14 protein-coding genes are annotated in these 11772 nt (G+C 63.0%); 9 read left to right on the forward strand and 5 right to left on the reverse strand.

What is annotated here, in order from left to right:
* Positions 1-3: 3 nt before the first annotated feature.
* Both V2B23_RS23170 and V2B23_RS23175 read left to right on the forward strand, forming a co-directional pair.
* A complete protein-coding gene (locus V2B23_RS23170) occupies positions 4-2529 on the forward strand; it encodes a DUF4118 domain-containing protein (protein WP_430952466.1) in 2526 nt (841 codons plus the stop codon).
* The gene (locus V2B23_RS23175) at positions 2526-3206 is read left to right on the forward strand and encodes a response regulator (RefSeq protein WP_430952467.1); all 681 of its coding nucleotides are present in this window, start codon (positions 2526-2528) and stop codon (positions 3204-3206) included. Before V2B23_RS23170 ends, V2B23_RS23175 begins: the two co-directional genes overlap by 4 nt.
* An 18-nt stretch (positions 3207-3224) precedes the next feature.
* On the opposite strand, the gene V2B23_RS23180 is transcribed toward V2B23_RS23175, so the two are convergent.
* Both V2B23_RS23180 and V2B23_RS23185 read right to left on the reverse strand, forming a co-directional pair.
* Positions 3225-4115 carry a universal stress protein gene (locus tag V2B23_RS23180; RefSeq protein ID WP_430952468.1) on the reverse strand — a complete coding sequence of 297 codons (891 nt, stop codon included), beginning with the start codon at positions 4113-4115 and terminating at the stop codon, positions 3225-3227.
* Positions 4112-5137, reverse strand: coding sequence for a zinc-dependent alcohol dehydrogenase family protein (locus tag V2B23_RS23185; protein ID WP_430952606.1), 1026 nt, complete (start codon positions 5135-5137; stop codon positions 4112-4114). Before V2B23_RS23185 ends, V2B23_RS23180 begins: the two co-directional genes overlap by 4 nt.
* Positions 5138-5247: 110 nt before the next feature.
* Between V2B23_RS23185 and dinB the strand changes: the two genes are divergently transcribed.
* Complete coding sequence (dinB, locus tag V2B23_RS23190; protein WP_430952607.1) at positions 5248-6468, forward strand: DNA polymerase IV; 1221 nt, start codon at positions 5248-5250, stop codon at positions 6466-6468.
* Between the two features lie 19 nt (positions 6469-6487).
* On the opposite strand, the gene V2B23_RS23195 is transcribed toward dinB, so the two are convergent.
* Entirely contained in the window at positions 6488-6766 is a 279-nt protein-coding gene (locus V2B23_RS23195; protein ID WP_430952469.1) for a DUF1876 domain-containing protein, read from the reverse strand.
* A gap of 162 nt (positions 6767-6928) precedes the next feature.
* Between V2B23_RS23195 and V2B23_RS23200 the strand changes: the two genes are divergently transcribed.
* From V2B23_RS23200 to V2B23_RS23225, 6 genes are all read left to right on the forward strand, one after another.
* Positions 6929-7327 (forward strand): nuclear transport factor 2 family protein, encoded by a 399-nt coding sequence (locus V2B23_RS23200; RefSeq protein WP_430952470.1) that lies wholly within the window; start codon positions 6929-6931, stop codon positions 7325-7327.
* Between the two features lie 87 nt (positions 7328-7414).
* A complete protein-coding gene (locus V2B23_RS23205; protein ID WP_430952471.1) occupies positions 7415-8404 on the forward strand; it encodes an AurF N-oxygenase family protein in 990 nt (329 codons plus the stop codon).
* A 41-nt stretch (positions 8405-8445) separates the two neighbouring features.
* Complete coding sequence (gene recO, locus V2B23_RS23210; protein ID WP_033233019.1) at positions 8446-9261, forward strand: DNA repair protein RecO; 816 nt, start codon at positions 8446-8448, stop codon at positions 9259-9261.
* Entirely contained in the window at positions 9218-10036 is an 819-nt protein-coding gene (locus tag V2B23_RS23215; protein ID WP_092808653.1) for an isoprenyl transferase, read from the forward strand. The genes recO and V2B23_RS23215 overlap by 44 nt, the downstream gene beginning before the upstream one ends.
* Entirely contained in the window at positions 10033-10452 is a 420-nt protein-coding gene (locus V2B23_RS23220) for a YbjN domain-containing protein (RefSeq protein WP_430952472.1), read from the forward strand. Before V2B23_RS23215 ends, V2B23_RS23220 begins: the two co-directional genes overlap by 4 nt.
* A gap of 34 nt (positions 10453-10486) precedes the next feature.
* Entirely contained in the window at positions 10487-10924 is a 438-nt protein-coding gene (locus V2B23_RS23225; protein ID WP_430952473.1) for a GNAT family N-acetyltransferase, read from the forward strand.
* 9 nt (positions 10925-10933) lie between these two features.
* On the opposite strand, the gene V2B23_RS23230 is transcribed toward V2B23_RS23225, so the two are convergent.
* Together V2B23_RS23230 and V2B23_RS23235 are read right to left on the reverse strand one after the other, a co-directional pair.
* Positions 10934-11365 carry a Fur family transcriptional regulator gene (locus tag V2B23_RS23230; protein ID WP_430952474.1) on the reverse strand — a complete coding sequence of 144 codons (432 nt, stop codon included), beginning with the start codon at positions 11363-11365 and terminating at the stop codon, positions 10934-10936.
* An 11-nt stretch (positions 11366-11376) separates the two neighbouring features.
* Positions 11377-11760: an ArsR/SmtB family transcription factor gene (locus V2B23_RS23235; RefSeq protein ID WP_430952475.1), complete on the reverse strand. Its 384-nt coding sequence runs from the start codon at positions 11758-11760 to the stop codon at positions 11377-11379.
* Positions 11761-11772 lie beyond the last annotated feature (12 nt).

Here is an 11772-nt window from a genome sequence, read left to right on the forward strand (position 1 = left end):
CACGTGAGTTCTTCTGAGAAGGTCGGTACGCGCAAACGAGGTGAACTGCGCATCTACCTCGGCGCAGCACCAGGCGTCGGAAAGACCTTTGCGATGCTCGGCGAGGCTCATCGTCGCCGTGATCGTGGTACCGATGTGGTCGCGGCCGTTGTGGAATCACACGGCCGCGCCCGCACCGCCGAGCAGATCGGCGACCTCGAGATCATCGCGCCCAAGCTGGTCGAGTATCGGGGTACCCGGATGCCGGAACTTGATGTCGAGGCAGTTCTGGCGCGTCGTCCGGCCCTGGTGTTGGTGGACGAATTGGCGCACACCAACACGCCGGGAAGCAAGAACCACAAACGGTGGCAGGACGTGCAGGAGGTGTTGGACGCCGGGATCGACGTCCTCTCGACCGTCAACGTGCAACACCTCGAAAGTCTCAACGACGTTGTCGCACACATCACGGGAGTAACGCAGCAGGAGACGGTTCCGGATGAAGTTGTGCGCGGTGCGGCGCAGGTCGAATTGGTCGACATCACTCCGGAAGCATTGCGACGCAGACTGTCCCACGGAAACGTCTATGCTCCCGAACGGGTCGACGCGGCTCTCGGAAACTACTTCCGGCGCGGAAACCTCACCGCGCTACGCGAGTTGGCACTGCTGTGGGTAGCCGATCAGGTGGACGCCGCCCTGGCGAAGTACCGGGCCGAGAACAAGATCACGGACACCTGGGAAGCGCGTGAGCGCGTTGTCGTCGCGGTGACCGGGGGACCGGAATCGGAAACGCTGGTCCGACGCGCTTCTCGGATCGCGTCCAAGTCGAGTGCCGAACTGATGGTGGTGCACGTCGTCCGCGGTGACGGCCTCACCGGTGTCTCGGCACCGGAGATGGGAAAGGTCCGCGCACTGGCCACCGGGGTGGGCGCGACCCTGCACACCGTGGTCGGCGACGACGTACCGTCGACGCTCCTCGAGTTCGCGCGTGAGGAGAACGCCACGCAGTTGGTCCTTGGTACCTCGCGCCGGTCGCGGTTGGCCCGCATCCTCGACGAGGGGATCGGCGCGGCGGTAGTTCAGCAGTCCGGTGGTATCGACGTGCACATGGTCACGCACGAGGAAGCGACCGTCCGTCGACGGATCTCGTTGTTCGGCAGATCCGAGCGACGCCTGCTGTCGTGGATTGCGGCAGTGGTGGTTCCGACGGTTGCTGCAGGGCTCATGGGGTTGGTCGACCGGATCTCCGGGGTGCAGGGCGAAAACGCGTTGTTCTTCGTGGTGGTGGTTCTGGTTGCTCTGCTCGGTGGTGTTGGGCCGGCGATGGTGTCTGCTCTGATATCAGGACTACTGCTCAATTACTTCTTCACCGATCCCAAGTACAGCTTCACGATCGCCGAACCCGACAACTTCATCACGACGGTGGTTCTGTTGATAGTGGCTGTGGCAGTGGCCGTTTTGGTTGACGCCGCTGCCAAAAGAGCGCGGGAAGCGAAGCGAGCTTCGGAGGAAGCGGAGCTTCTCACACTGTTCGCGGGGTCGGTGCTCCGCGGCGCGGACCTGTCCATGCTGCTCGAGAAGGTGCGCGAAATCTACCGTCAACGTGGGGTTTCGGTAGTGCATCACGAGGACGGCGTTGTCGCGGGGGTGGGTGCAGAACCGCCCACGCGTGAGGCTGACGCGGATACCGTGTGCGAGGTCAACGACGGCGAATACGCACTGCTGCTGTCGGGGCCGGAGTTGAGCGCGCGCGATCGACGAGTGCTGACCGTTGTTGCGCACCAGGCGGTTGGCATGATCCGTCAGGACAAGCTCACAGTCGAAGCAAGCAAAGCGGCGGCATTGACCGAGGCCGATCAACTGCGCCGAGCACTGCTTTCGGCTGTGAGCCATGACCTTCGGACGCCTCTCGCCGGCGTCAAGGCTGCTGTGTCGAGCTTGCGCAGCGACGACATCGAGTTCTCACCAGAGGACACGGCAGAACTGCTGGCCACCATCGAGGAGTCGGCGGATCAGTTGACGGCGCTGGTCGGCAACCTGCTCGATTCGTCCAGACTGGCTGCGGGAGTGGTGAAGCCGACGTTGCGGCCGGTGTATCTCGACGAAGTTGTTCACCGGGCGCTACTCGGACTGGGCATCGGCGGCCGGTCCGACTCCCGGTCTCACAGCGTGATTGTCGACGTGGGTACCGTTGCCGTGCAAGCCGATCAGGGTCTACTCGAGAGAGTGATTGCCAACCTCGTGGACAACGCAGTGCGATACGGCGGCAGATCGCCGGTGCGGGTTGACGCCGCACGCGTCGGCAACTGTGCCGTCATCACCGTCGCGGATACCGGCCCCGGTGTACCCCGTGGTGAAGCAGAATCGATGTTCCAGCCGTTCCAGCGAATGGGCGACCGCGACAACACGGGCGGCGTCGGACTCGGGCTCTCCGTAGTACGCGGGTTTGTCGACGCGATGGGCGGAACGGTCAGTGCCACCGACACTCCGGGCGGCGGGTTGACGATGATCGTGGAACTGGCCGGCGCAGGAACGAATGGAAGCGAGTCATGAGCCGGATACTGGTAGTCGACGACGAACCGCAGATCTTGCGGGCACTACGCATCAATCTCACCGTGCGTGGATACGACGTGGTGACGGCGTCCACCGGCGCCGGTGCGCTGCGCGCTGCAGCGGAACGGCCTCCGGACGTGGTGATTCTCGACCTCGGGCTGCCGGACATGGACGGCACCGAAGTGCTTGCCGGACTGCGCGGCTGGTGCACCGCGCCGGTCATCGTGTTGTCCGCACGCACCGACTCGGCCGACAAGGTCGAAGCGTTGGACGCCGGTGCGGACGACTATGTCACCAAGCCGTTCGGGATGGACGAATTCCTGGCGAGAGTACGCGCGGCAGCGCGCCGAGGAATATCGGCAACCGACACGTCGGAACCGTCGGTGGAGACGGCCTCGTTCACTGTCGACTTGTCGGCGAAGACGGTCAGTCGGCGCGGCGAGCAGGTGCATCTGACGCCCACCGAGTGGGGAATGCTCGAGATGCTGGTGCGCAACCGGGGAAAGTTGGTCGGTCAGAAGGAACTTCTCCGCGAGGTGTGGGGTCCGGCCTACGATACCGAGACCCACTACCTACGGGTGTATCTGGCTCAACTGCGCCGCAAACTCGAGGACGATCCGGCGCACCCCAAGCATCTGATCACGGAAGCGGGGATGGGTTACCGCTTTGTGGTGTGATAGCTCGGTGGTGTGAGTTCAGGGGTGCGTGACGATCAGCAGTGGACACGACGCCCGGTGTAGAAGGTTTCGACTTGTCGAGCCCAGCAACATGGACTTGAAACCGCCGCGTCCCCGTCGGCCGACAACAACCAGTTGCGCCGACTTCGACTCGGTGATCAACTCTTGAGCCGGGTTGTCGTGCACTACAACTCGACGAACTTCGACGTCGGGATATTGGTCCTTCCATCCGGCAAGCCGTTCGGCAAGAACTGCGTGCTCGGCGATAGCGACGGCATCCCAGTCGAGAGACTCACCGTCGGGATCGGTGCGGAATGCCGTGGACAGGTGTGAATCGCTCCAGGCGTGCACGGCAACCAGTTCGACGCCGTGCAGCGACGCGGTTTCGAAGGCTTCGGCCAGTGCCGGTTCGCTGTGTTCGCTGCCGTCGACGCCGACTACAACGGGACGGCCTCGCGCCGGTTCGTCCTCAGGCGGAAGTTCTCGGATCACGGCAACCGGACACCGCGCATGCAGGACGATCGCCGTACTGATCGAACCGAGTAGCCCGTCAGCCCAGCGGCCGAGGCCACGCGAACCAACGACCAGCATTGCCGCGTCGGCCGATTGTTCGAGCAATATGTCGACCGGGTGACCGAAACCGAGATGTTCGGTGATAACCGCGCCGTCACCCGTTGCAGGCTGCGCCGCCGCGCGACCACGGGACAGTCGAAGTTTTCCTTCCCGGCGCTTCGCGGCAAACTGCGGCGCACCGAGGGTGAACGCGTTTCCGTAGGTGCTCGGTTCGCCGCGGATCGCGGCAACAATATGAAGTGGCCGACCCCGGAGAACTGCTTCGTGCGACGCCCAGCGAACCGCGTCCAACGAGCGCGTCGAACCGTCCACGCCCACGACAATTGGTGCATTCATGCTCGTCCTCCTGAGTCGACAAGTTGAGGCAGTAAGACGGCAGCGCCGGTGATTCGGTCCTCGGCCAGGTCGACCAAGGCGCGATTCGCATCGGCTAGTGGATACGTGTTTGTGGTGATCTCGAGGTGATGCTCGCCGGCAAACGCCAGGAACTCCCGAGCGTCGCGCCGCGTATTTGCGGTGACCGAACGAATTTCGCGCTCGTAGAACAAGTGGTGCCGATAGTTCAGGCTCGGTATGTCGGAAAGATGTATCCCGGCGATCGACAGGATTCCGCCACGATTCAACGCCACGAGTGCAGTCGGAACCAGATCTCCGGCAGGAGCAAAGAGAATGGCTGAATCCAGCGGAGTGGGTGGACGGTCACGGCCACCCTGCACCGAGGCCGCGCCGAGTTGTGAAGCCAGTGCGCGCGCCGATTCGCTGCGCGTCATGACGTGGACTTCTGCGCCGCGCGCCATCGCGACTTGCGCGGCAATGTGTGCGCTCCCACCGAAACCGTAAATCCCCAGTCGTCCACCGTCGGGGACCTCGGCGCGCTGGAGCGCCCGAAATCCGATGATGCCGGCGCACAGCAGCAGTGCGGTTTCGGCATCGCTGTACCCATCCGGCAAGCGCAACGCGAATTCGGCTGTCGCCACGGCATATTCGGCGTACCCTCCGTCGATGTCCCAGCCCGTGTACGTGGAGTTCGGGCACAGGTTCTCCCGTCCACGCAAGCAGTACTCGCACTGGCCGCACGTGGAATGCAGCCACGGAATTCCGACGCGATCACCAGGGGAGAAGTCTTCGACCGCCGGGCCGACCTCTTCGATCACACCGACTATTTCGTGTCCGGGAACCACGTTTGCGCGATGGACGGGCAATTCACCTTCGGCAATATGCAGATCGGTGCGGCACACTCCGCAGGCGAGAACCCGGACCAGTAGTTCGCCCGAGGTAGGGACCGGCCGCGATTGCTGCACCTCGACAAGTGGGTGCGTTCGGACCGGCCCAGGCTGGTGTACCTGCCACGAGGCCATTGGCGTCGAAGTTCCGGTGAAGGCGTCCACCACCTAATCGTGCGCCTCAGCGCTGCCCCTTGGAAGAGGTGAAATGTGTCGGTGGGCTGTGCGAACATCTGTTCGTGTCGATGTCGTCAGATGCCCGCGGCGATCACCGGTCCGGTGGCGCCACGATCCTGCATGCCGATCTCGACTCGTTCTACGCTTCCGTCGAACAGCGAGACGACCCTGGTTTATTCGGCCGGCCCGTCATCGTGGGCGGGGGTGTGGTGCTGGCGGCGAGCTATGAGGCCAAAGCGTTCGGTGTCCGGACTGCCATGAGCGGTGGTCAGGCACGTGCGCTGTGCCCGCAGGCAATTGTCGTTCCGCCGCGCATGGACGCGTACTCACAAGCGAGCAAGGACGTATTCGAGGTCTTTCACGACACATCACCGCTGGTAGAGGGAATCTCGATCGACGAAGCTTTCCTCGAAGTCGGGGGACTGGCACGCATTGTCGGAACCCCGCTGCAGATCGGTGCCAACCTCAGACGAGATGTGGCCGAGCAGGTTGGCCTCCCCATCACCGTCGGCATTGCCCGCACGAAGTTCCTGGCCAAGGTCGCCAGCGCCTACGCCAAACCCGACGGTCTGCTGCTGGTGCCACCGGACGGTGAACGTGAATTCCTGCACCCGCTGCCCGTGGAAAGGCTGTGGGGCGTCGGCAAGATCACCGCGCAGAAGCTGCGAAATTTCGATATCGCGACGGTGGGGGACATCGCGCGGCACGACGAGTCGTCGATCGTGTCGATTCTCGGTCGCGGCGCCGGCCGACACCTGTACGCGCTCTCGCATAACCGGGATCCTCGGCCGGTACGTGCGTACGGCGGCCGAAGCTCGATGGGTGCTCAGCACGCGTTGGGTCGAGGCGTGCACTCGCGATCCGAACTCGAGGTGTCGTTGATGTCGCTGGTCGATCGGGTGTCGCGCCGTATGCGCTCAGCGCAGCAGACCGGCCGTACCGTCACACTCCGGCTGCGTTTCGGCGATTTCACGCGGGCAACTCGTTCCCACACGCTGCGCCGTTCGACGGCGGAAACAACGGATCTGTTGAATGCGGCGATGGTGCTGCTGAGCGATGCGGCGCCCCTCATCGCCGACAAGGGCATCACGCTGATCGGTGTTGCCGTATCCAATCTGGACCGAAGCGGCGCCGAGCAATTGGAACTGTCCTTCGACGGCGGACCGGATACCGCTGCCCTCGACTCCGCGATGGACAGCGTGCGGAAGAAGTTCGGCTCGGCGGCTCTGACGCGGGCAGTGTTGATCGGCCGCGATCCCGACGTTTCGGTGCCGCTGCTCCCGGACTAGCCGGGTTGCCCGCGCAACGTCAGGACGTCAGCCGAATTGTTTCGTGTGTAGCGCGTGCGAGATCAGAAGTTGTGGCCTCGATCAATTGACGAGACAGGTCGGCTAAAGCGCGCGCGACCGCAAGTTCGTCACCGATCTCGGGTACATCTGGGTCGGCGGGATTGCAGCGCGCGAAACCGGCCCCTGCGAAATGTGTCTCTTCCTGCGCCCGTAGCCGCGCGATGGCGCGAGTTCGATTGGCCGTGTCGGATGTGTGTTCGTCGATGGTGATATCCACCGACCAGTGCTTCTCGTTCATGTTTCGACCCCCTTCGGCGTACGTTCCATTGTCCTCGGTCGAGTGACACGTGCGATAGGGCTGAACGAGGGTATTCGATTGCTGCGTGGCTGAGCGTCGCAGCGCGCATGATTACGTGGCCGCCGAAAACCCCACCGAACAACCCCATGACGAGGAGTCACCATGAAGTCCTTCCGAAGTGCTGTCGAAGCGCGCGATGCCGACGCCATCGAGGCGCTGCTCTCCGACAATGTGGTTTTCACCAGTCCCGTCGCCTTCAAGCCGTATCCCGGCAAGGCGATCACGGCGTCGATTCTGCGCGGTGTGATGCGGGTGTTCGAGGATTTCCGGTATGTGCGCGAGATCGAGTCGGCCGACGGGCGCGATCATGCGCTGGTATTCGAGGCAACAGTGGACGGCAAGCTCGTAAACGGTTGCGACTTTCTGCATTTCGACGACGACGGGCTGATCGACGAGTTCACGGTGATGGTTCGGCCGCTGTCGGGTGCCACCGCGCTTGCGGCTGCCATGGGTGAGCAGTTTCCGCGTATTCGGGAAGAGGCGATGAATGAGCTGAAGTGAGCAGGTCGACGCTAGAGGGGTTGTGTGAGACTCGCCGTAGCACTAAGTTGAGCCACATCGAGTTACAGGCACTGTGAGGAGACACCGATGGCCAGGTCGACATCGATCACCATGGACCAGTCGTATCGCGAGTTGCTGGCGACGCTGTCCGACGGCTCAGTGCACCGACGGTTCGACCCCTATCTCGATATCGATTGGGATGCACCGGAATACGCGATCGACCCCGATGATCCGCGCTGGGTGCTGTCGTCGATATCCGATCCGCTCGGTGCCACGAGTTGGTATCAGGAGCAGTCGCTCGAGCGCCGCATCGCGATGGGGAAGTGGCGCCAGGCCAATGTCACCAAGGTGGGTTCGGCGTTCGAGAGCATCCTGATTCGCGGAATGATGGACTACATCATGGCGCTGCCGAACCAATCCCCGGAGTTTCGGTACTGCCTGCACGAGATGACCGAAGAGTGCAATCACATTCAGATGTTCCAGGAATTCGTCAATCGGGTTGGCGTCGACGTGCCGGGGATGCGCCCGCTGTTTCGCCGAATGTCTCCGTATGTCGGCTTGCTGGGCGCTAGATTCCCGGTCATCTTCTTCATTGGCATCCTGGCCGGTGAGGAACCGATCGATCACTTCCAGAAGGATCTCATCCGCGAAGGCAAGGACACCGTCCCGGTGATGTTGCGCACCATGGAGATTCACATTGCGGAGGAGGCCAGGCACATTTCCTTCGCGCATGATTTCCTGCGCACGCATGTTCCGAGACTGAGTCCGTTCGGCCGTGCGATGACGTCTGTCGCCTTCCCCGGCGCGATGCGTTGGCTGTCCGGCGAAATCATGGCGCCGCCCAAGGAGTTTGCGGAAAAGTTCGACATTCCCGACTCGGTGATCCGGGAAGCATTTTGGAACAGTCCTACGTCGCGTCGAATCCTGGGGAACTACTTCGGCGAAATGCGAGCATTGGCAGACGAGTTGGGGCTGATGAATCCCGTCTCGCGGCGGGCGTGGAAAAAGTTCGGAATCGCCGGCGACCGGGCCCGGTATCGCGGGGAACCCAGGCGATGGACAAAATCCCGCCGCTAGCGGTCGTATAAACCGTCGGTGCCGCGTGGGACACTTGTTCGGTGAGGTTGTATCGAGACACGGCGGTGGTGCTGCGCCTGCATAAGCTGGGCGAAGCCGACCACATCGTCACGCTGCTCACCCGTCAATTCGGGTTGGTGCGTGCCGTGGCCAAGGGTGTCCGCAGAACCACCTCCAAGTTCGGTGCGCGACTCGAACCGTTTGCGCATGTCGACGTCCAACTTCTGCCGGGTAAAAATCTGGACATCATCACGCAGGTCCAGACGGTGGACGCCTTTGCCACCGACATTGTCGACGATTACAGCCGGTACACCACGGCCTGTGCGGTGCTCGAAACCGCGGAACGACTGGCCGGCGAAGAACGTGCACCGGCGCCGCAACTTCAGCGGCTCACCGTCGGAGCCTTGCGGGCTATTGCCGAGCAGGGCCGTCCTGTCGAATTTGTTCTCGACGCTTTTCTTCTCCGAGCAATGGGTTATGCAGGTTGGGCGCCCGCACTCGGGGAATGCGCCAAGTGTTCGTCTCCCGGTCCGCACCGCGCTTTCCATGTCGCGGCAGGCGGGGCGGTCTGTACGTACTGTCGCCCACCCGGATCTGCGACGCCGTCACCCGGTGTCCTGGATCTGATGGAAGCGTTGCTGCGGGGGGAGTGGGAAGGTACCGACGTGGCACCGACCTCGCTGCGCACTCAGGCAAGTGGCCTGGTCGCAGCGCATTTGCAGTGGCATCTGGAGCGGCAATTGCGCACGCTACCGCTCATCGAACGGTCAAGGCCGCATGCGGCGGTCGAGGGCGCTGCAGCGGTGGGGCAGGATGGAACGCGTGATTCGACGACGCGAACCGCGCACCCCGCTTGACTCTGCTGCAGATCGGGTGATCCGGCCCCCGGACCCACACCCGTCCGGAGCAAAACCGCCGATCCTGCAAACCGAACTGATCCCGCGCCACGTTGCGCTGGTGATGGACGGCAACGGACGCTGGGCTCAGGAGCGTGGACTGCCGCGCACAGCCGGTCACGAGCGCGGCGAAGCCGTACTGATGGACACGGTATGTGGCTGCATCGAGATGGGCGTCGAGTGGCTCTCCGCGTATGCGTTCTCCACCGAGAACTGGAAGCGCAGCCCCGACGAGGTGCGATTCCTCATGGGCTTCAACCGTGATGTGATTCGTCGTCGACGCGACGAGATGAACGAGATGGGCGTTCGGGTTCGCTGGGCGGGCCGGAAGCCGCGCTTGTGGGCGAGCGTCATCAAGGAACTCGAGATCGCCGAAGAGCTCACCAAGAACAACACGGTGATGAACTTGACGATGTGCGTCAACTACGGCGGGCGCGCCGAAATTGCCGACGCGGTCAAGGAAATCGCCAAGCGCGTTGCCGCCGGCGAGATCAATCCCGACAAGATCACCGAGGCGACCGTTGCCAAGTACCTCGACGAACCGGATATGCCGGACGTCGATCTGTTCCTGCGTCCATCAGGGGAGCAGCGCACGTCCAACTTCTTGATCTGGCAGTCCGCGTACGCCGAAATGGTGTACCAGGAGAAGCTGTTTCCCGATTTCGACCGTCGTGACCTGTGGGCCGCATGTGTCGAATACGCCTCACGTGACCGCCGATTTGGTGGAGTGAAATGACAGGTGAAAATATGACCGAGACCGACAACGCCGCGCGACTGCAAGAGCGTGCCGCCGAAGCGCTGGCACATTTTGTGACCGTCGACGTGGCCGAAGACGGTTCACTGGGTTTCCAGTACGCCGGCGCGCTGTGCTCGGTTCAGGCGATGAACCTCTCCGAAGGCCTCGACGTTCTGTCGATGACGTGCGTGCTGGCGTGGGACCGTCCGGTCAGCGCCGCGCTGCACCGCAAGGTGGCCGAGCGCAACCGCACCATCCAGTTCGGATCCATCGCGGTGTTCGGGCACGGCAGTCTCGCGGATGTCATTCTGCGGTACACGTTCCCGGCGGCGGGACTGGAAGACGAAGCGCTCACCACGATGCTGCTGCTGGCGCTCACGGGAGCCGATACGGCTCGACAGGGACTACTTCCCTAAATCCGAATACATCGATGCTCCCGAGGAGTAGTTCATGGCGCTCGAGATCCACAAGGCCTGCGAAGTCACCGACGAGCTGGTCGAAGCCTGCGCGAGACTCATTCCTCAGCTGTCGAAGTCGGCGCCACCAGTCACCGCGGCGTCGCTCGAGAAGGTTGTGGCCTGCTCTACGAACACACTCTTCGTGGCCAGGCTCGACGGCCACATCGTCGGAACGCTGACGCTCGTCGTCTTTCCCACCCCGACGGGTCATCGGGCCTGGATCGAGGATGTTGTGGTCGACGGAGCGGCTCAAGGCCGACAGGTCGGATCTGCGCTGACCACAGCAGCCCTCGCTCGTGCGGAGGAACTCGGCGCCCGCACTGTGGATCTGACGTCGAGGAGCTCACGGGTAGCCGCGAATCAGCTCTACCGGAAACTCGGTTTCGAGCCGCGCGAATCCAATTTGCTTCGGTTCTCGCTGGCTGACTGAGCTCGCCGACTAGCCTGCGGCCGCGCAATCGCGGCAGGTACCAAAAATTTCGACGGTGTGGCTGACGTCGGTGAAACCGTTGTCGTCGGCGATGGTCTGCGACCACTGCTCGACCATCGCGCCTTCCACCTCCACGGTGTATCCGCAATTGCGGCATACGAGGTGGTGATGATGGCCGGAAGAGCAACGGCGATAGACGGATTCGCCGGTGTCGGTGCGCAGAACGTCGATGGTTCCGGCGTCGGCGAGGGTCTGCAAGGTGCGGTAGACGGTGGTCAGGCCGATGGCTTCACCACGCTTGCGCAGTTCGTCGTGCAACTCTTGCGCCGACTTGAACTCGCCGATGTCGTCGAGCAGCGCGGAGATCGCGCTGCGCTGCTTGGTCGATCGAATGCCGACAGTGGCGCTGCGCTTGAATGCAGACTGACCGGTGGTGTTCATGGTGGTGATGATCATCCTTCTTCTGCGTGGGCGACAGCGTCCACGACTATGTGGGCCAGATGGTCGTCGGCCAGTCGATAGAGAACTTCACGTCCGTGGCGTTCGCCACGCACGACGCCCGCAGCCTTCAGAACACGAAGGTGCTGGCTGATGAGCGGTTGGGTGACGCCGAGGGCGCCGACAAGTTCGTGGACGCACCGCTGCGACTGGTGGAGTTGGAGCACGATCGCGATGCGAACAGGTGCGGCGAGCGCTCGCAGGATCTCTCCGGCCGCGGTCAGAGTTTCCTTGGGCGGAACCACGGCCGGGGGGACGGGTTCGAACGGGTCGTGGGTGTGATCGAGCGCGTCGTGATCATGGTGGTTGTGGAGATCGCCGGTATCCGCAATGCTCACAGCGAGGCTCCT

This window comes from Rhodococcus sp. 24CO (assembly GCF_050586165.1).
Lineage (GTDB): Bacteria > Actinomycetota > Actinomycetes > Mycobacteriales > Mycobacteriaceae > Rhodococcus_F.